The sequence below is a fragment of the Maribacter sp. Asnod1-A12 genome (assembly GCF_045063735.1).
Lineage (GTDB): Bacteria > Bacteroidota > Bacteroidia > Flavobacteriales > Flavobacteriaceae > Maribacter.
On record NZ_JBEFNZ010000006.1, the window covers coordinates 2250482 to 2270942 of the forward strand.

Annotated in this window: 20 protein-coding genes; 8 read left to right on the forward strand and 12 right to left on the reverse strand. The window is 34.6% G+C overall.

What is annotated here, in order from left to right:
- Positions 1 to 4: 4 nt before the first annotated feature.
- Positions 5 to 1474, forward strand: a complete 1470-nt coding sequence (locus ACJJVP_RS09545; RefSeq protein WP_405413115.1) for a DUF389 domain-containing protein — start codon at positions 5 to 7, stop codon at positions 1472 to 1474.
- On the opposite strand, the gene ACJJVP_RS09550 is transcribed toward ACJJVP_RS09545, so the two are convergent.
- Both ACJJVP_RS09550 and ACJJVP_RS09555 read right to left on the reverse strand, forming a co-directional pair.
- The gene (locus ACJJVP_RS09550; RefSeq protein ID WP_405413117.1) at positions 1471 to 2238 is read right to left on the reverse strand and encodes an ABC transporter ATP-binding protein; all 768 of its coding nucleotides are present in this window, start codon (positions 2236 to 2238) and stop codon (positions 1471 to 1473) included. The two genes, ACJJVP_RS09545 and ACJJVP_RS09550, sit on opposite strands and share 4 nt — an antisense overlap.
- A complete protein-coding gene (locus ACJJVP_RS09555) occupies positions 2238 to 2975 on the reverse strand; it encodes an MlaE family ABC transporter permease (RefSeq protein ID WP_405413119.1) in 738 nt (245 codons plus the stop codon). The genes ACJJVP_RS09550 and ACJJVP_RS09555 overlap by 1 nt, the downstream gene beginning before the upstream one ends.
- Before the next feature lie 111 nt (positions 2976 to 3086).
- Here ACJJVP_RS09555 and pafA point away from each other — a divergent pair, with 111 nt between their 5' ends.
- Both pafA and murI read left to right on the forward strand, forming a co-directional pair.
- Entirely contained in the window at positions 3087 to 4760 is a 1674-nt protein-coding gene (gene pafA, locus ACJJVP_RS09560; protein ID WP_405413120.1) for an alkaline phosphatase PafA, read from the forward strand.
- 1 nt (position 4761) lies between these two features.
- Entirely contained in the window at positions 4762 to 5550 is a 789-nt protein-coding gene (murI, locus tag ACJJVP_RS09565) for a glutamate racemase (RefSeq protein ID WP_405413122.1), read from the forward strand.
- Here murI and ACJJVP_RS09570 read toward each other — a convergent pair.
- Together ACJJVP_RS09570 and ACJJVP_RS09575 are read right to left on the reverse strand one after the other, a co-directional pair.
- Positions 5537 to 6037, reverse strand: a complete 501-nt coding sequence (locus ACJJVP_RS09570; RefSeq protein ID WP_405416155.1) for a dihydrofolate reductase — start codon at positions 6035 to 6037, stop codon at positions 5537 to 5539. The genes murI and ACJJVP_RS09570 overlap by 14 nt on opposite strands.
- 11 nt (positions 6038 to 6048) lie before the next feature.
- On the reverse strand, positions 6049 to 6450 hold the full coding sequence (locus tag ACJJVP_RS09575) for a 2TM domain-containing protein (RefSeq protein WP_405413124.1): 402 nt from the start codon (positions 6448 to 6450) through the stop codon (positions 6049 to 6051).
- 54 nt (positions 6451 to 6504) lie between these two features.
- Between ACJJVP_RS09575 and ACJJVP_RS09580 the strand changes: the two genes are divergently transcribed.
- Positions 6505 to 7590 carry an aminotransferase class V-fold PLP-dependent enzyme gene (locus tag ACJJVP_RS09580; RefSeq protein WP_405413125.1) on the forward strand — a complete coding sequence of 362 codons (1086 nt, stop codon included), beginning with the start codon at positions 6505 to 6507 and terminating at the stop codon, positions 7588 to 7590.
- A gap of 148 nt (positions 7591 to 7738) precedes the next feature.
- On the forward strand, positions 7739 to 8035 hold the full coding sequence (locus ACJJVP_RS09585) for an isoamylase early set domain-containing protein (RefSeq protein ID WP_405413126.1): 297 nt from the start codon (positions 7739 to 7741) through the stop codon (positions 8033 to 8035).
- Between the two features lie 77 nt (positions 8036 to 8112).
- Here ACJJVP_RS09585 and egtD read toward each other — a convergent pair whose 3' ends face one another.
- The 8 genes from egtD to ACJJVP_RS09625 form a co-directional block, all read right to left on the reverse strand.
- A complete protein-coding gene (egtD, locus tag ACJJVP_RS09590; RefSeq protein ID WP_405413128.1) occupies positions 8113 to 9081 on the reverse strand; it encodes an L-histidine N(alpha)-methyltransferase in 969 nt (322 codons plus the stop codon).
- 16 nt (positions 9082 to 9097) lie between these two features.
- Positions 9098 to 10258 carry an ergothioneine biosynthesis protein EgtB gene (egtB, locus tag ACJJVP_RS09595; protein WP_405413131.1) on the reverse strand — a complete coding sequence of 387 codons (1161 nt, stop codon included), beginning with the start codon at positions 10256 to 10258 and terminating at the stop codon, positions 9098 to 9100.
- Positions 10259 to 10333: 75 nt separating this feature from the next.
- Complete coding sequence (locus tag ACJJVP_RS09600) at positions 10334 to 11149, reverse strand: energy transducer TonB (protein ID WP_405413133.1); 816 nt, start codon at positions 11147 to 11149, stop codon at positions 10334 to 10336.
- A 3-nt stretch (positions 11150 to 11152) separates the two neighbouring features.
- A complete protein-coding gene (locus ACJJVP_RS09605) occupies positions 11153 to 11977 on the reverse strand; it encodes a thymidylate synthase (RefSeq protein ID WP_405413135.1) in 825 nt (274 codons plus the stop codon).
- Positions 11978 to 12111: 134 nt separating this feature from the next.
- Positions 12112 to 13434 carry a NupC/NupG family nucleoside CNT transporter gene (locus ACJJVP_RS09610; RefSeq protein ID WP_405416157.1) on the reverse strand — a complete coding sequence of 441 codons (1323 nt, stop codon included), beginning with the start codon at positions 13432 to 13434 and terminating at the stop codon, positions 12112 to 12114.
- A gap of 155 nt (positions 13435 to 13589) precedes the next feature.
- On the reverse strand, positions 13590 to 14219 hold the full coding sequence (locus ACJJVP_RS09615; protein WP_405413137.1) for a bifunctional nuclease domain-containing protein: 630 nt from the start codon (positions 14217 to 14219) through the stop codon (positions 13590 to 13592).
- Positions 14220 to 14304: 85 nt separating this feature from the next.
- Positions 14305 to 15273 (reverse strand): electron transfer flavoprotein subunit alpha/FixB family protein, encoded by a 969-nt coding sequence (locus ACJJVP_RS09620; RefSeq protein WP_405413139.1) that lies wholly within the window; start codon positions 15271 to 15273, stop codon positions 14305 to 14307.
- A 37-nt stretch (positions 15274 to 15310) separates the two neighbouring features.
- Positions 15311 to 16051 carry an electron transfer flavoprotein subunit beta/FixA family protein gene (locus ACJJVP_RS09625; protein ID WP_405413141.1) on the reverse strand — a complete coding sequence of 247 codons (741 nt, stop codon included), beginning with the start codon at positions 16049 to 16051 and terminating at the stop codon, positions 15311 to 15313.
- Between the two features lie 172 nt (positions 16052 to 16223).
- On the opposite strand from ACJJVP_RS09625, the gene ACJJVP_RS09630 reads away from it, so the two are divergent.
- The 3 genes from ACJJVP_RS09630 to ACJJVP_RS09640 all read left to right on the forward strand — a co-directional run bounded on the left by ACJJVP_RS09630 (position 16224) and on the right by ACJJVP_RS09640 (position 20410).
- Positions 16224 to 17201 (forward strand): pyruvate dehydrogenase complex E1 component subunit beta, encoded by a 978-nt coding sequence (locus ACJJVP_RS09630; RefSeq protein WP_405413143.1) that lies wholly within the window; start codon positions 16224 to 16226, stop codon positions 17199 to 17201.
- A 106-nt stretch (positions 17202 to 17307) separates the two neighbouring features.
- Positions 17308 to 19809: a DUF5686 family protein gene (locus tag ACJJVP_RS09635; protein ID WP_405413145.1), complete on the forward strand. Its 2502-nt coding sequence runs from the start codon at positions 17308 to 17310 to the stop codon at positions 19807 to 19809.
- Positions 19810 to 19882: 73 nt separating this feature from the next.
- The gene (locus ACJJVP_RS09640) at positions 19883 to 20410 is read left to right on the forward strand and encodes an inorganic diphosphatase (RefSeq protein ID WP_405413147.1); all 528 of its coding nucleotides are present in this window, start codon (positions 19883 to 19885) and stop codon (positions 20408 to 20410) included.
- The last annotated feature ends 51 nt before the right edge of the window (positions 20411 to 20461 follow it).

The window sequence follows — 20461 nt, forward strand, 5'->3', positions numbered from 1 at the left end:
AAATATGGAGAACAATCTTAATCAAGATAATATTACCCCTACTAGTAATGAAGGTGGAGGTAGTGAAGAAGTAAAAAAAGATTTTCAAGGTCTTTTAGGTAGTGTAAAAAAGTTCCTTTCTGAGCTGTTGGATATTAGAACCAATACAGATCAGCAAGCAACTAAAGAAGCTATAATTGCCGATATTCCTTTTAAAGGGCATACTTCTTGGATTTTGATTTGCTCCATTTTCATTGCATCAATTGGTTTAAATGCCAATTCAACAGCAGTTGTTATTGGTGCGATGTTAATATCGCCACTTATGGGCCCTATATTAGGGATAGGGATGTCTGTGGCAATCAATGATATAGATACCTTAAAAAGATCATTAAAGAACTTTGCGGTAATGGTGGTACTTAGTGTCATTACCGCATATCTATTTTATCGGTTTTTTCCGCTTAGAGATGAGTCTTCAGAGCTTTTAGCTAGAACCGAGCCAGATATTAGAGATGTTTTAATAGCTTTTTTTGGTGGCTTGGCATTAGTAATAGCCCGTGCTAAAAAAGGTACTATAGCCAGTGTTATTTTTGGTGTTGCAATTGCAACGGCATTAATGCCGCCTTTATGTACAGTAGGGTTTGGTTTAGCAATTGGTAATTTTGAGTACGCTACAGGGGCAATGTACCTGTTTATTATCAATACTATTTTTATAGCCTTGGCGACCTTCTTGGTGATAAAGCTCTTAAAATTTCCTATGGTTCGTTACGTGAATTCGCAACGAAGAAAATTAATTGCAAGGTTGGCTTCTTTATTGGCTGTATTGGTAATGATTCCTGCTGGTATTACATTTTACAATGTATTTAAAAAATCATTGTTTAATAGAGATGCAGAGTCCTTTATTACGGAGAAAATAGAACCATATCAATTTACGGGAGAAGGTAAGTTTCTAAGAGATTTTAGTGAGGTGGTTTATGATGATGAAGGTAATTCTAAAATAGAATTGTTCTTTATGGGTAACGAAGGTATACCTGAAAATGTAATTGCTACATGGCGCACGCAAATGGCAGATTATAAACAATTAAATGGTACTGAGCTTGCGGTTGTTCAAGGATCTAGAAGTGACGAGGCAAATGAACTTAAATATGTTAATGAGCTTTATGAATCTCAAAAGAGTATTCTAACAAGTAAGGATGAAAAAATACAACTCTTAGAAAGTGAATTGGTGCGCTTAAACCAAATTTCTTCCAATCAAATTCCTTTCAAGGAAATTAGTCTTGAAGCCAAGACGAATTATGAAAATTTAGAACGGATAGGTTATGCTTATTTAATTTCGACAGATTTTGCTAAAACCGATAGTATACCATTATTTGAGGTTACTTGGAAAAAGGATGCTAAAAGGGCAGAAACGGTTAAAGATATGAGTAAGCTGCAAGATTGGTTGCGTCTAAGACTAAGCAATAAGAATATTCAGATTAAAGAAGTGCCTAAAGACTAATTTTGTTCTTGTATGTACATTTGGCGTACCTTTTTGAAAAGGTCTGATGAATAAACAAAATTCGTAACAGCTTCGTTATCAGTTTTGAAAATTTCATTTTTAGTACCTTCCCATTCTAAAAGTCCTTCTTTAAGGAAAATAATTTTTTCACCAATTTGCATAACCGAGTTCATATCGTGCGTGTTTATTACGGTTGTGATATTATATTCTTCGGTAATTTCTTTGATAAGGTCATCAATTAAAATTGCTGTTTTTGGGTCAAGGCCAGAATTTGGTTCGTCACAAAAAAGATATTTTGGATTCATTACAATAGCCCTGGCAATAGCTACACGCTTTTGCATACCACCAGAAATTTCAGAAGGAAATTTATGATGCGCATCGATAAGGTTCACTCTTTTAAGTACAGTATCAACTCGATCTTTCATTTCTGATTTTGGTTGATTGGTAAACATTTCTAATGGGAACATAACATTACCTTCAACCGTCATACTGTCAAAAAGGGCGCTTCCTTGGAAAACCATTCCCATTTCTTGTCTTAGCTCACGCTTTTCGTCATCGGTATGATCTGAGTATAACTTTCCATCATAGGCTATACCGCCTTCTTCGGGTACAAAAAGACCAAGTAAGCATTTGAGGAATACTGTTTTACCTGATCCACTTTGCCCAATGATCAAATTGGTTTTTCCTTTTTCGAAAATAGTAGTAACACCTTTAAGGATATGAGCATCTCCAAAAGATTTATGTATGTCTCGTACGTCTATCATTATCCTAATAAAAGTTGGGTTAATATGTAATTGATTATGATGATAACTACGCTGGTCCAAACGAACGCTGTGGTACTGGCTTTACCTACTTCTAAAGCCCCTCCACGCATATAAAAACCGTGAAAAGAGGGTATGGTTGCAATTACAAAGGCAAAAATTAAGGTTTTAACGAATGCATAAGCAATATGAAAAGGAACAAAATCTGACTGTAATCCTGTAATAAAATCTTCACTAGTTAAAAATCCACCAAAGACACCTGCTATCCATCCGCCAAATATGCCAACATACATAGAAATTGCTATTGCAAAAGGATAAAAAAGCATTGCTATAATTTTAGGGAAAACTAGATAGTTCAACGAGTTGACGCCCATTACCTCTAAAGCATCTATTTGTTCTGTTACGCGCATGGTGCCAATACTAGATGTAATATAAGAACCCACTTTGCCTGCCATAATAATTGAAACAAAAGTTGGAGCAAACTCCAGAATAACAGACTGGCGAGTAGCAAAACCAATTAGGTTTCGCGGTATTAAAGGATTGGTAAGGTTAAGTGCTGTTTGTATAGCTACAACGGCACCGATAAAAAAGGAGATAAAAATTATAATGCCCAATGAGCTAAAGATCAACTCATCTATTTCCTTGAATATAAGTGACTTCATTATTCTCCATTTGGTCGGTTTTTTAAAAACCTCACGGATCATAATTGCATAGCTTCCTACAGATGCTAAATAGTTCATTTATCAAAAATAAAATTCTTACCGTAAAAATAACAATAAAGGACTTGATTTAACCTCCGTTTAATCTTTAAAGGTGTAAATTATTTACATTTGTGCTACAATCCTATCTTAATGAAAATGAAAAATTATTTTGTTGCTTCTTTGTTTATAAGCACGATGTTATTTGTAAGCGTTTTATCAGCTCAAAAGAAAAATAAAGAAAATACCAATGACAACCTCCTAAGGGTAAAACCGAAGTTGGTTGTAGGTATTGTAGTAGATCAAATGCGTTATGATTATTTAACTCGTTTTTATGACCATTTCGGTAATGATGGATTTAAAAGGCTTGTTGAGCAAGGTTTTAATTGTAAGAATAATCATTTCAACTACGCTCCAACAAGTACAGGGCCTGGGCATACATCTGTGTATACCGGTACTACACCTTCAGTGCATGGTATTATTGGTAATAATTGGTACGATAAGGAAATTGATGCAAGTGTATATTGTGCTAGTGATGAGAGCTATACTTCTGTAGGTACAACCTCAGATGCCGGTAAAATGTCTCCACATCGTATGGGTGTAACCACTATTACCGATGAAGTACGTTTAAGTAATCAAATGCAAGGTAAGACTATAGCGATAGCATTGAAAGATAGAGGCGCTGTTTTGCCAGGCGGTCATACAGCTAATGCTGCGTATTGGTTTCATGGTGCAGATGAAGGTAAATGGATAACAAGCTCCTATTATATGTCGCAATTGCCAAAATGGGTGAACGACTTTAATTTATCTGGAACTGCACAATCATACAAAAAAGTATGGAACACCTTAAAAGATATTAAAGAATACAAAGAGAGTGGTACCGACAATAATCTTTTTGAAGGAATGTTTGAAGGTGAAACATCCACTTCGTTTCCGCATAACCCGGCAGAGCTTTTAGATAAGAATAAAGATTTTGATATTATTAAGGCAACACCTTATGGAAATTCTTTAACAGCTGATTTTGCAATAGAGGCTTTGAAGCAAGAGAATTTAGGTAAAGATGATATCACAGATTTTTTAGCTGTCAGTTTTTCTAGTACCGATTATGTAGGTCATATGTTCGGGGTGAATTCTAAAGAAATTCAAGATACTTACCTAAGGCTAGATGCAGACTTAGAAAGATTGTTCAAAGCCTTGGATAAAAATGTTGGCGAAGGAGAGTATACATTGTTTTTAACTGCGGATCATGGTGCTGTTGAGGTTCCTACATATTTGAAAAGTGAAAAAATACCTTCTGGGTATATAGATACGGCTGCAAATAAAAAGAGATTGAGCGAATTTTTGCAATATAAATATGGTACAGAAGATATCATTAAGAACTATTCTAATGACCAAATATTTTTGGATCATAAAATTATAAAAAACCTTGAGCTTAGTTTGGCAGAAGTACAAGTTGAAATAGCACAAGAATTTTTAGGCTACGATGCTATTGATCGAGTATATACCGCTAATCAAATGTGGAGTAATAATTATACGTCAGGCATTCCTTATATTTTACAAAATGGCTATAGTCAAAAGAAATCTGGCGATGTGTTGGTAGTTTTGAAGCCAGGATATATTTCATACAATACTACAGGGTCTACGCATGGCTCTCCACAAATTTATGATACACATGCTCCATTATTGTTTTACGGCATGGGTGTAAAGTCAGGTTCAACGGTTAACAGAACAGAAATTCCTGATATTGCGCCAACTATTTCTGCATTGTTGGGTATATCTTTTCCAAACGGTACAACGGGTAAACCTATAACCGAGGTGATAAAATAATATGGATGACAGGCGCATAGGTATTTTTGACTCAGGTATTGGGGGAACATCTATTTGGGGAGAAATTCAAGAACTTTTACCCTTAGAGGATTGTATTTATTTGGCAGATAGCAAAAACGCACCTTATGGAGAAAAACCGGAAGAAAAAATTCTAGCGCTCAGTATAAAGAATACGGAATTCTTGTTAAGCAAGGGGTGTAAATTAATAGTCGTTGCCTGTAATACGGCAACGACCAATGCAATAGATTATTTAAGGGAAAATTACAACGTTCCCTTTATAGGTATAGAACCAGCAATAAAACCTGCGGCTATAAATTCAAAATCCAAGATTGTAGGTGTTTTGGCTACAAAAGGAACCTTATCAAGTAGTTTGTTTCATAGTACTTCTAAAAGTCATGCAGCAGGTATTACCATATTGGAGCAGCGAGGTACAGGCTTGGTTGAAATGATTGAAAATGGTCATCTTGAAAGTGAAGAATTGTACCTTCTCTTAGAAAGCTATATTATGCCAATGCTAGAAAAAGGAATGGATTATCTGGTGTTAGGCTGCACGCATTACCCATACTTAATTCCCTTATTACAAAAAATGTTGCCAGAAAATGTTACTATAATAGACTCAGGTCAGGCAGTGGCAAGACAGACTAAATCGGTGCTGGAGCAAAATAATTTATTAACCAATTCCAATGAGTTGGGAACGCATCAATTTTTCACTAATGGGGATGAGAAAGTGCTAGCTTCCATTTTAAGTCCGGCAAAAGTCAAACATTCTGTATCCTTTAAAGATTTTTAAGGGCCGTTTCTTTTTTTACGTATGTTAAATAGGTGAAAGAAAGCTTATGCTTTTCATCCGTTGGGTGAAACTCTTGTTTTGTCAGCATCCAATAATTTTCATCTATTTCGGGGAAGAAGGTATCGGCATCTTCAAAACTTCCATGTACTCTCGTTAACTCGATTTTGTCAGATTCTTTTTCCCCTTGCTTGTAAATTTCTCCGCCGCCAATAATAAAGGCAATTTCATTTTTAACTAAATCTATAGCTTCACCAAGTGAATGAACAACAACACATTCATCATATTCTACTGAGTAATTTTTGTCTCTTGTAATGATAATATGAGTTCTATTGGGTAATGGTTTTGGAAAACTTTCATATGTTTTTCTTCCCATTATAATCTTATGTCCAGACGTTAGATTTTTAAATCTTTTAAAATCATTGGGTAGATGCCATAGTAAATCGTTGTCTTTGCCTAGTGCATTGTTCTCTGCTGCGGCAGCTATCATTATAAGTGTTTTCAAAGTAATTTTTTTTTGGGTACAACCTCAATTGAGGTAGGTGATTTTATATCCTCTGTAATTTCTTTCTCCATTTGTGCAATGCGTTTCTTTTGCTTTTCTACTAATTTCTCCCTTTGCGAACGTTCCCAATCGTTACCCATAAATTTATTGGTAATAAAAACATTGATAATATGTAGAACAAATAGAAACCCCCAAAAGGTAATTGCCCAAACGAACCAGTTGTATTCTTGGCCGTATTTTAAAATTTTATTGATGAGTACTAAGAAAACACTACCAACTAAAAAAACTATAAAATGCGTATAAAGACGTTTCTTTTGTTTGATACGTTTTTGAGCGTTCTCTAGCAGTTCATGCTGCTCTAAATCTAATTTGGAGGTATTTTTATTTTTAGAAAACATACTCTTCCTATCTTTGGTATAAAGATACAGGAAATGTGTTATACGCTATAGCCAATGGAAAAAATTAGAAAAGAGTTCCCAGTTTTAAGAAAAGGTATTTATGCAAACACGGCAGTTTACGGATTGCTTTACGATTCGTTGTTGGACTGGCGTCAAGAGCACGATTTAGATTTTTTGATAGATGGCAGTGAAATGCGGGATGAGGCTCTAAAAGTAATATCCGATACTCGCTCAGCAGTAGGTAGGTTTTTTAATTGTAAGCGAGAAAATGTTGCTTTGATCAGTAATTTTTCTACTGGTCTCAACGTATTATTAGAAGGATTGGATTCAAATAAAAAAGTACTTCTTGTTGAAAATGATTATCCTTCACTTAATTGGAGTTTTGAGAATAGGGGTTTTGAAATTGAATGCTTAAAGATGTCTGTAGATATAGAAGAACAGATGCGAAAAACCATATTAAATAATAGTATCGATGTATTAGCATTAAGTCTTGTGCAATGGTTAGATGGTTTTTCAATTGATTTAGATTTTTTAAAAGATTTAAAAAAGCAGAATTCAAAATTGATTATCATAGTAGATGGTACTCAATTTTGTGGTAGCACTAGTTTTGATTTTGATAGTTCAGGTATTGATGTTTTAGGGGCTAGTGCCTATAAATGGTTGTTGGCAGGGTATGGTAATGGTTTCATGTTGTTTTCAGATCAAATCAAAAATAAGATTGCTTTAAAAAATATAGGGTTTAATGCCGCCGATGGAGATCACGGTAAAAAAAATGAGATAAGGTTTGCCAAGAGGTTTGAGCCTGGCCATCTATCATCTCTGATATTTGGAAGCTTAAAGTACTCTATTGAATTTTTTGAGAGAATAGGTATGGATAAAATTACCGAACACAATCGTAAATTATCAGAGAAAGCAAAAGCTGAATTTCAAAAAATAGGTTTGTTGTCTGATGAAGTAATTAGTAGAAATAAGCATAGCACTATTTTCAATATCAAAGCGAATGAAGCTACTTTTCAAAAATTAAAAGATAATGATGTATTCTGTGCTCAAAGGGGTAACGGCGTTCGTTTAAGCTTTCATTTCTACAATACAGAAGCAGAAATAGATACTATTGTAAAAATCTTGAAAACAAATAGATAACCATTCACAAAAAAGTATTTTTGTGTGTTTTAATTTCGGAGTGTATCTATAAAAAGATTAAATTTTAAGGATTTGATAAAAATCTCTTAAGGCTTGTAAATGAGTGTTTTATTGTGCTAGTTTTGCCATGAATATTAAATTAATAATCATGGCAATTGCAAAAAAATATTTAAAAACTAAGCCAGTATGTAAGGTTACTTTTACTGTACCTACAGACGATGCAAAGAAAGTAGCTGTTGTAGGCGATTTCAATAATTGGAATGCAAAGAAGAGCGAGTTAAAAAAGCAAAAAAATGGTTCTTTTAAGGGAACGTTTGATCTTCCAAAAGAAAATTCATTTGAGTTTAAATATATTGTTGATGGTGCATACGTAAACGATGCAGAAGCTGATCGTTACCAATGGAATGATTTCGCTGGTTCAGAAAATGCAGTTTTAGAATTGTAAAATAATTATACCTATATATTAAAAAGCCTGCATATTAATATGCAGGTTTTTTTATTCACTTTAAATATATATCAAGATTATGATTTTTTGAATACACAGTTTTTGTATCCATATTTTTTAGATTGATACGCTGTTGTCATTTCTAAACCAGATTGTCTTGCAAGCCAGTTAATTATTTCGTCATCATATTTCTGCGAAATTTCGGTATGTATAGTTTCCCATTGCTTAAAATTAACTGTTAATTCTAAGTTTTCAATTTGCACAGTTTGTTGAATTTTTGATACGAGGTAACTTTTTGCTGATCCTGTTTCTGGGTTGTACACTTCCCAATGTAGAAATTGTTCTAAATCAAAATTTGCATTTAGTTCTGTATTTATTCTAGCAAGAACATTTTTATTGAATGCGGCGGTCACGCCTTCTTGGTCATTATAAGCGTCTAAAATAGTCTGCGGGTTTTTCTTTTGGTCAAATCCCATAAATAACAAATCATCTTGCTGCATTAACTCTTTAATATTGTTCATGAAGTCAATTGCTTGTTCATGTTCTAGGTTTCCAATATTTGACCCAAGAAATAGAATTATTTTTCTATTTTTTCGACTGCTTATTTCTTTTAAGGCTTCAAAATATGTGCCTTGAAAAGGTTGTATATTAACTTTTGGAAGTTCGTTTTCAATAGAGTTTTGTAATTGGTTCAGCGCATTGTTGCTAATGTCAATAGGTACATAGCTGAAGTCAATATTTTTATCACTGAATTCTTTTAATAAAATTTTAGTTTTTTTGCCATCTCCTGCACCAAGTTCAATTAAATCAAAGGTGCCAAAACCTGTGAATAATTCGGTAATTTCTTTTTTATTGTTTTCGAGTATATCGTATTCACAATCAGTTAGATAGTATGTTGGCATAGCCATGATATCTTGAAAAAGCCTATCGCCTTTTTTGTCGTAGAAATATTTTGAAGAGAGATGTTTTGGGTGGTCTGTTAAACCAGAATAAACTTCTTTTTCAAATTCATTTGAAACCACAGATGCTATTTTAATGTCTTGCATAATCAATATGTCGTAATTATTTGGCTAACCTTATTCCTGTAAACTGCCATTTTAACTCTGTCGGAAAAAAATTACGATAGGTGTGTCTTGAATGCTTTGTAGGTGTAGCCACAGAACTTCCTCGTAATACTTTTTGGTTGACCATAAATTTGCCGTTGTATTCGCCTAATGCACCATCTACTTTTTTGTAGTTAGGGTAAGGTAGGTACGCACTTTCGGTCCATTCCCATCGTTGGCCCCAATTAAATAGATTTTGTGCGGTCTCCCATTCAAATTCGGTAGGTAGGCGACATTCTTTAAATTGAGCAAAGGCAAAAGCTTCAAAATAAGAAATATGAGTTACAGGAGCTTTTAAGTCAACTTCAGTAAATCCATTTAGGGTGTAATAATGCCAGACACCGTCTATTTCGTGCCAGTATAGAGGTGCAGTTATTTTATTTTGTTGAACCCAATCCCATCCGGCTGCATGCCAAAGGTCAAAACGCTTGTAGCCATCGGCTTTAATGAATTTAAGATACTCGGCATTGGTGACAAGTTTGTTGGAAATTTCGTAATCATGAAGATAAACTTTATGTCTTCCTAATTCATTGTCAAAACAGAAATCTGTAGAGTCGTGACCGATTTCATAGATACCTTCACTCATCGATATCCAACGTTGAGGTTCTTTCTCGATTGAGAATTCTTTAAAAGTATCTGAGTATTTAGGTAATAAAGGATTGTTTCCTAGAATATACTTAATATCCGTTAGTAGTAATTCTTGATGTTGTTTTTCATGATGAATTCCAATTTCAAGAACCTCTAAAAGAGTTTTGTGGTTATTAGATTTTAGCAATTCGTTCATAGCCTGAGTTACATAATGTCGATACTCATATACCTTTTTTACGGAAGGTCTTGATAGATTTCCGCGATCGGCACGAACAACGCGTTTGCCTACAGTTTCGTAATAGCTGTTAAAAACAAAGGAGAAATCCGCGTTAAAAATTTTATAAGATTTATCATATGTTTTCAGAATAAATTCTTCGAAAAACCAGGTCGTATGACCTAAATGCCATTTTGGAGGGGAGACGTCAATTATAGGTTGTACCACATAATCTTCTATTTCAAGAGGTTTGCAAATAGCCTCGGTGTGCTCTCTAGTTTCTAAAAAGAAATCTATGAGCGTATCAGTACCTACCATGAAAACAATTTTTGTGGTAAGTTAAATAAAAATGATCAATGGAGTTTGACCTGATAAATTAAGAAATTGATACAATTAAAGTTTGAAGTTAATTGGAATGGAATATGGAATTCTTGCAGGAACACCATTACGGGTGCCCGGTTGCAGTTGGGGTAGCAAAGAGATAATTCTTTTGGCCTCTCTTTCTAAGATAAGAGACGGACCTTTTGTTCTGATTTTACTGATATTTCCATTCTTATCAATATAGAACATAATACTAACTTTACCGCTGATATTTTTTGCAATTGCTTCTTTAGGATAAATAAAATTAGCGCCAATATGTTGCTGTATTTTGGTATTAAAGGTTCTTCTATCAGATAAATTATCAATTCTAGGCTGATTAGGAAATAAAGGTGGTTTTTCAATTACTCCACCTTTAAAAATTTTATTGCTATCTAGTGGAATTTTAGTTAATTGTTTATTATGACTTAAATAATCAAAGTTCAAAAAGTATTGTGGTCTGTAAGTAACGGGTTTTTTATTGTCAACTCTTAAAACGTGTAAGTCGCTAATTCTACTATTAAGCTCTTTGTAAAATTTTTTATTTATTTTTTTATCATTAATATAGGAATATATTCTTTGCTCATTAATTTGATTTAAATCATTTAATTCAAAAGTGATTCTTGCTTTTAAGGTGTCAATTTCTTGTTTTCTATTTTTGAATAAATCTTCAAGAATATCGATAACTTCCCCTTCTATTTTTAGGTTTAAACATGCATTTTTGTCAATAGCATTGGCGCAGTCATCAATAACTATTTCTTCTTGTGGAAAATAAAAAGCTTCTCTTTGAGAAAAACAATTGAGACAAACCAGGGTGTTAACGACAAGTAATAAAAATGCTTTAATATCCATAATTTAAATAGCTACTTTGCCTTTTATATGAGGATGCGGATTATAATCTTCTAAAGTAAAGTCTTCGAATTTAAAGTCGAAAATATCTTTCACATTAGTATTTATTTTCATTTTTGGCAATGCTCTAGGCTCTCTGTTCAATTGTAGCTCAACCTGCTCCATATGGTTGTTGTAAATGTGTGCATCACCGAAAGTATGAATAAAATCTCCAGCTTCATAGCCACAAACCTGAGCCATCATCATGGTAAACAATGCATAAGATGCAATATTAAAAGGCACTCCTAAAAAGATATCTGCACTACGTTGGTATAATTGGCAAGATAATTTTCCGTCTGCAACATAAAATTGAAAGAATGCATGGCAAGGTGGTAAAGCGGCTTTACCGTTAGCTACATTCTCTGAAAAAGACTTGGATGTATCTGGTAAAACACTAGGGTTCCAAGCAGATACTAACATTCTTCTATTATTTGGGTTCGTTTTTAAAGAGTGTATTACTTCTTTGATTTGATCGATTTCATCATCATTCCAATTACGCCATTGATGACCATAAACGGGACCAAGATCTCCATTTTCATCTGCCCACTCATTCCAGATGCGAACACCGTTTTCCTGAAGATATTTAATATTTGTATCACCTTTTAAAAACCAAAGTAGTTCATAAACAATTGATTTTAAGTGAAGCTTTTTGGTAGTAACCATTGGGAAACCTTCGCTCAGGTCAAATCTCATTTGATATCCAAAAACACTTTTAGTTCCCGTTCCTGTGCGGTCGCCTTTTTGGTTTCCTTCTTTAAGAACATGTTTTAAAAGGTCGTGGTATTGTTTCATAGCAATAGAATTATGTAAAGGCCGAATTGATTTATCGGCACATTGCAAAAATACTATTTAGATGAATTTTTGAGTGGAAATTAAAGTATGTGTTATAAAGATCTTATTAACTAAATTGAAGCGGTAGTGCTTGCCTATCCTAAAATCATGCCAGCTATAGTTGCAGAAAGTAGTGAGGCCAATGATCCACCTAGCACTGCTTTCATACCAAATTCGGACAAAGTCTTTCTTTGACTTGGAGCCAATGATCCAATACCTCCAATTTGAATTCCAATAGATGCGAAATTTGCAAAACCACATAACATATAAGTCGCCATAATAACAGATTTGTTATAGGTTAAGTTAGACCCGTGCGCCAAGTCTTTAAGCTCTGCCAGTTGTATATACCCTACAAATTCGCTAGCTACCAATTTAATTCCTAATAATTGCCCCATAAGCATAATGTCTTCATTAGCGACACCAATTAGCCACATTAATGGGGCGAATATAGTTCCTAGTATTGCTTCAAGTGAGAATTTTGAATATGATGTATTGTCAGCTATCCAGCTATTCAAATGGGTTAGGTCTCCAGTCCATTCTAATATTCCATTGACCATAGCTATAATAGCTACGAATACTAGCAGCATTGCACCTACGTTAACAGCAAGTTTTAAACCTTCCGTTGTACCATTTGAAATAGCGTCTAACACATTGGCACCAATCTTTTCAGAGGAAACGTACACATCGCTATTAACCTCTTCGGTTTGCGGATATAAAATTTTAGAAATAACAATCGCCCCTGGTGCTGCCATAACAGATGCAGCTAATAGATGTTTGGCGAAAACTAATTGTAGTAATTCATCTTCGCCGCCTAAGAATCCTATATAGGCTGCTAATACAGCGCCTGCAACGGTGGCCATCCCACCGATCATGACCAATAAAATCTCTGACTTGGTCATTTTTTCTAAATACGCTTTTATTAAAAGGGGAGCTTCGGTTTGTCCAAGAAAGATATTTCCGGCAACAGAAAGACTTTCAGGTCCTGAAATGCCTAATGTTTTAGATAGTGCCCATGCCAGCCATTTTACTGCTTTCTGTATTAATCCTAAATAAAATAATAAAGAGGTCAAAGCAGAAAAAAATATAATAGTTGGTAGTACTTGAAAGGCAAAAATATATCCGAAAGTGCCCGTATCGACAACCAAACCTTCAAAAAGAAATTTACTGCCTGCGCGGGTAAACTCTAAAATACTAACAAAAATTTTTCCTATTTGTTCAAAAACAAGTTGTACGAAGGTTATTTTTAGAACGCCGATAGCAATTATGAGTTGGAGTAGTAATCCTATACCAACGGTCTTCCAGTTGATGGCTTTTCTGTTAGAACTGAATAAAAATGCAAGTAGTAGCAATACTACCATTCCTAAAATGCCTCTTCCAAGACTGTTTAAAGAAAATCCTTCATTGGCTTCCATTCCCATAACGCTAGCAGTATTAGCATTTTCAGTCAAAATAGAATCTGCGGTGCTTTCTAAGGGTTGGGTTACGTCTACGTCTTGAGCAAAAGTAATTGAGGTAAGAATTATTGCAAAAAATAGCAACCATTTGCCCTTTTTCATAAACTGTAATTTAGTGTTTAGTTGCGTTTAGAGATTTCATCTCTCAATTTTGCGGCCTTTTCGTAGTCTTCGTTATTGACTGCTTTTTTCAATTCTGCTTCTAGTTCATCTATAGTAAGTTCGGTGTAACCATCTGTAGCACCTGATTCTATTTCTATAGTTTCTCCTTCTTGCAAAATTTCATCGACCATAATACTGTCGTCGCTATCTTTTTGGTCTTTCTCTTTAGAAGAGAATTTCAAGAAAATACCAGCTTTGTCCAATATGGTTTTATAAGTAAAGATTGGGGCATTGAAACGCAATGCCAAGGCAATGGCATCGCTAGTTCGTGCATCTATTATTTCTTCGATACCATCTCTTTCACAAATGATACTCGAGTAAAATACACCATCAACTAATTTGTGAATAATTACCTGTTTGATAACAATATCAAACCTGTCTGAGAAATTTTTAAAAAGGTCGTGCGTAAGTGGTCTTGGCGGTTTAATTTCTTTCTCTAAAGCAATTGCTATGGATTGAGCTTCAAAAGCGCCAATGACTATAGGTAATTTTCTATCGCCTTCAACTTCGTTCAAAATAAGTGCATATGCCCCATTCTGAGTTTGGCTGTAAGAGATACCTTTTATTTTTAATCGTACTAGACTCATAGATTCTAAACTAAAAAAGGCTGTTCGAATACTTGGGGCTCCAACTTTTCGAACAGCCCTTTAAGGGGCACAAAATAACAAAAAATTAACCGTTTTGCGCTTTAAAATCCTTTAATTTTTCAATCAATTGAGGAACAACTTCAAAGGCATCTCCGACAATTCCGTAATCTGCTGCTTTAAAGAAAGGTGCTTCTGGGTCATTATTGATGACGACTTTGGTTTTAGAAGCACTAACGCCGGCCAAATGCTGAATTGCTCCAGAAATACCAATAGCTATATAAAGATTGCTTGCAACTGGCTTCCCTGTTTGCCCTACGTGTTCGCCATGAGGTCTCCATCCAAGATCTGAAACTGGTTTAGAGCATGCAGTCGCAGCGCCTAAAACATCGGCTAATTCTTCTATCATTCCCCAGTTTTCCGGACCTTTCATTCCTCTTCCTGCAGAAACAACGATATCAGCATCGGCTATTGTTGCTTTCCCTACAACCTTATCGATTTCAACTGATTTAGTGTTATTTGTACCGGTATCGGAAGTAGCACTTATTTCTTCAACTGAAATATCGGTTTTGTTTTCGTGAGCACCAAAAGCATTATTAGATACACCTACGATTTTAATATCGGTGTCTATTTGCGTGTGCGCAAAACCTTTGTTACTAAAGGCAGTTCTTTTAACAGTAAATGGCGATGTGCTATCTGGAGATTGAACTACATTAGGTACGTAACCTGCAGATAGTTTGGCGGCTAATAAAGGAGCTAAATACTTTGTATCTGTACTTGAGCTAAGTATTACAACTTTTGCATCTGTACTTTTTACTGCTTCGGCAATAGTTGCAGCAAAACCACCAGCGTTAAATGTTTCTAATGAACCATCTTTAACGTTCAATACTTTAGAAACCCCATATTCGCCAAGAGAATCACCCTCAGTGGTGTTGAAAGCTATTGCGGTGACAGCCGTGCCCATCATTTTGGCAACTTCAGAAGCATAAGAGGCAACCTCGAACGCATTCTTTTTAAATTTTCCTTGTTCTGATTCTGTATATACTAAAACTGACATCTTTTTTATTTTTAATGATTACCTATTATATAGGTTATTAAATGACTTTGGCTTCATTATGTAAAAGATCAACTAATTGATCTACACTATCAGCAAGTTTTACTTGACCTTTTGGAGCTGGCTTGTCGAATTTTTTATCTTCGGTAGCTTTAAGGGCATCAACGGGTTCAACCACGGTTAACGCTTTTTTTCTTGCCATCATAATACCGCGCATATTAGGTATACGCAAGTCACTTTCTTCAACAAGACCTTTCTGTCCGCCTACTACTAAAGGTAAAGAACTGCTTAAATTCTCTTTTCCACCATCGATTTCTCTAATGGCAGTAACATTGTTTCCGTCAATTTCGAGGCTAATGCAAGAATTGATGAAATTCATATTGGTTAGCGATGAAAGTATACCTGGCACCATTCCGCCATTATAATCAATAGATTCTCTACCGCCAATAACTAAATCGTAGCCTCCATTTTTAACTATTTCGGCAAGTTGTTGAGCAACAAAAAATCCGTCGCTAGGTGATGCATTCACTCTGAAAGCTTCATCTGCCCCAATAGCAAGTGCTTTACGCATTGTAGGTTCAACGCTAGCCTCACCAACAGTAGCGATATGTACGGTTGCACCTTGTTTTTCTTTAAACCACATAGCTCTTGTTAATCCGAATTCATCGTTCGGGTTAATTACAAATTGTACACCGTTGGTGTCAAATTTTGTATCGCCATCCGTGAAATTTATCTTAGACGTAGTGTCTGGAACATTACTTATACAAACTAATATCTTCATGTTTAAAAACTTTATATCAATGGTGACGAAGATAGCTATTTAAATCCTAATTTACTATGCATGCATAGTAAATTTTATAACTTTTTTTAAATCTGGCATTCTATTTTTTGATATTAAATTTCCTATTTTTGCTTGCTTTCTAGCATATAACAAAGAATAATATTTACCATACATGAAAACACTACAATTTAGGCAAGCAATCGCCGAGGCCATGTCCGAAGAAATGAGGAAGGATGAATCTATCTATTTGATGGGTGAAGAGGTAGCTGAATATAATGGCGCATATAAGGCTTCCAAGGGCATGTTGGATGAGTTTGGCCCTAAGAGGGTGATAGACACTCCAATATCAGAACTTGGTTTTGCAGGAATCGGAGTTGGTTCTACTATGACAGGTAACAGACCTATTATAGAGTTCATGACCTTCAACTTTGCGTTGGTAGGTATAGATCAAATTATTAATAATGCGGCTAAGATCAGACAAATGTCTGGTGGGCAATTTCCTTGTCCTATAGTGTTTAGGGGACCTACTGCTTCTGCAGGTCAATTGGCGGCAACACACTCACAAGCATTTGAGAGTTGGTATGCTAACTGTCCGGGGTTAAAGGTGGTTGTTCCATCTAATCCGGCAGATGCAAAAGGACTATTAAAAGCTGCAATTAGAGATAATGACCCCGTAATATTTATGGAGTCTGAGCAAATGTATGGTGATAAGGGTGAGGTACCTGAAGGAGATTACACTATTCCATTAGGTGTAGCGGACATTCGTAGAGAGGGTAAAGATGTTACTATTGTTTCTTTTGGTAAAATCATTAAGGAAGCCGATAAAGCTGCCGATGAATTAGAAAAAGAAGGAATTAGCTGTGAGATTATCGATTTACGTACTGTAAAGCCTTTAGATTACGAAGCTATTTTAAAATCTGTTAAGAAGACAAACCGTTTGGTTGTTTTAGAAGAAGCTTGGCCATTTGGTAACGTAGCAACAGAAATTACTTATCATATACAGGCACATGCCTTTGATTATTTAGATGCACCTGTTGTAAAAATAAATACTGCAGATACACCGGCACCATACTCTCCTGTTCTTTTGGCAGAGTGGTTACCTAACCATAAAGATGTTGTTGATGCTGTTAAAAAAGTTTTATACAAATAAAAATATACTTTTGTAAAGTACTTTAGCTTCTCCGACCAAGTCTGGAGAAGCTTTTTTTATTAGTATGTTATTTACATCAAGAATTTTTATTGAACGACGATTTTTAATGAAAGGGATAATTTTCACATTCTTAAGTTTATGTTTCTTCATAGCTCAAGGTCAAACCAAAATTGGTGGTATCGTCGTTGATGAACAGGGTGACCCTGTATCTTTTGCGAATGTATTCTTTAAAAACTCTACAGAAGGTACCATTACAAATGATGATGGTAGATTTTATTTAGAATCTGATAATGAATATAGTACTGTTGTCATATCTTTCATTGGCTATACTGATTATGAACTTCAGCTAAAAAATAAGGTTGTTTATGACTTGAGAATAACCATGATTGAGGCTGCGGAGCAGTTGAACGAGGTAGTTTTGATAGCGGGCAAACAGTCTAAGAAAAATAATCCTGCTATAGATATTCTTCGAAAAATTTGGGCTAAAAAGCGTCAAAACGGTGTTAGGCAATTTGATCAATACGCATTTGATAAGTACGAAAAAGTTGAGTTCGATTTAAATACTATTGATAGTTCACTTATAAAAAGTAAAGTTTTTAAAGGTCTTGAATTTGTCTTTCAAGACCTAGATACTTCGCGTATAACGGGCAAAACGTACTTGCCGATTTTCTTAAACGAAACTTTTTCTAAAATTTACGGAGATAATAAAATCAAAGAAGAAAAAGAGGAAGTTTTAGGAAATAAAAATTCGGGATTTGAAAATAATCAAGCAATTATAGCTTTTGTTCAAGATTTGTATCAAGAGTATGATGTTTATGATAACTACTTAAAATTCTTTGACAAGAGTTTTACAAGTCCGCTTTCAAAAACCGGGGTAGATGTTTACAATTATGCACTTCGAGACAGCGCCTATATAGATAATAAGTGGTGTTACAATATTGTTTATTATCCTCGTCGTAAAAACGAGTTGACTTTTAAAGGCGATTTCTGGGTAAACGATTCTACTTGGGCGGTAAAGAATATTAATCTACAAGTTACCAAAAGTGCCAATATCAATTGGGTGAAAGATATTTACATTGAACAAGATTTTGATGTAATGAACGATTCTGTTTTTCTGCTAAAGCGAGATTATATGTTAAGTGATTTTAGCTTTAATAAAAAAGAGGAATCTCGTGGTTTATACGGGAAAAGAACATCTGTTTATGATAATTATGAGTTTAATAAACCAAGGCCAAGAGAAGTTTATAGGAAAGATAGAAACCCTTTAGATGTAACTCAAATAATCAAAGATGATGCCTTTTGGGAAAAGAACAGGTTAGAGAATTTAAATAAAGATGAACAGGGAATTTATAAGTTATTAGATACCCTTAAGACTGTACCTAAATTTAAGAATTACTATAATTTTATAAGTATTTTAGGTTCTGGCTATGTTGAAGTCGATAAATGGAACTTAGACTTAGGCTCAGTTTATGATTTTTTTGGATATAACAGTGCAGAAGGGGCTAGGGTAAGAATAGGTGCGAGAACCTATTATGGTCAAAACGACCTATGGCGTATAGAAGGTTATACTGCTTACGGTTTTAAGGATCATAAATTTAAACACGGGCTAGCAGGTAAAGTGCTAGTGGATAAAAATAGTAGGTTGATAATTTCTGGTGGTAATCGTAGAGATATAGAACAACTTGGTGTTAGTTTAACTGCGACAAATGATGTTTTAGGGCGTAGTATTGCATCATCATCTTTACTGACTGTTGGGGCGAACAATAGACTTACCAATATAAACTTAAGTGCTCTTAATTTTGAAATAGAACCGTTAACAAATTTTAAATTGGCGGTAGGTGGTACCTTCAGAACATTAAGTTCGGCATTGCCAAATGAGTTTAGTTTAGATTATTTTAATCCTGAATCACCAACAGGCATCTCCTCAGAAATACGTCAGTTCGATTTCAATGCTTTAGTGTTGTATACTCCGGGTAAGAAAACAATTGGTTTTGGTGTTGAACGCCGCGATGTAAATGACACCTATAGTACTCTGTTGTTAAATTATACAAAGGGTACTAAAGGGTTTTTAAATAGTGATTTTGATTATAGTAAACTTCAGTTTTCATACAGTCAACCATGGCAATTAGGTGGTTTAGGTAGATTGTTGAGTACGGTAGAATTAGGTAAAACATTTGGCGAAGTACCTTTAGGGCTATTAAGTGTGGTTCCTGGTAACCAAACTTTTTTTTCCAATTATGGAACATTTCCAAATTTAGATTTCTATGAGTTTGTTACGGATACTTATGCGGCAGTTCACTTGCAACATAATTTCAACGGTCGTTTTTTCTCTAGAATTCCGTTCTTAAGAAAATATAATTTAAGGGAAATCATTGCTTTACGAGGAGTATGGGGAGATTTGTCTGATGAAAATATAGCTTTAAGTGCACCGGCAACACTAAATACACCATTGCGTGCACCGTCAGAAAAAATATATTATGAGTATTCTTTTGGGATAGGAAATATCTTTAAAGTGTTCAGATTAGATTTTAACTTTAGAGGAAATTATTTAGAAAATCCCAATGCAAGAAAGTTTGGTGTAACCGGTACGTTTGGATTTGTCTTTTAATTCGATTAAATTTTACAATTATAACAACTAAGCAACGTTTCAATAAGAAACTATAAATTAAACAATTTTAAATATGGCAGCAGAAAAAGGCTTAACCTTTGATGTGTTAATAGAAATTCCGAAAGGGAGTAGAAACAAATACGAATACGATTTTGATTTACATAAAATTCGTTTTGATCGTATGTTGTTTTCATCAATGATGTATCCTGGTGATTATGGGTTTATACCAGAAACTCTAGCATTGGATAAAGATCCATTAGATGTTTTGGTAATGGGTACGGAGCCTACTTACCCAATGACGGTAATGGAGGTAAAACCAATAGGAGTTTTCCACATGACAGATGAAAAAGGACCAGATGAAAAAATTATCTGTGTACCGGTTTCTGATCCAATTTGGAGTAATAATAATGACATTAGCGATTTAAATCCGCATAGATTAAAGGAAATAGAACATTTCTTTCAAGTATATAAAGATTTAGAAGAGAAAAAAGTAGATACAGGTGGATGGAGCGATGCTGCGAAAGCGGTAGAGATTTACCATGAATGTGTTGAAAGATATGATAATAGTGAGCACAAAGCGAAGCGCACTTTTATGATATAAATAATATTTTACCTTATTTAAGCCACTTTTTCTAAGAAAAAGTGGCTTTTT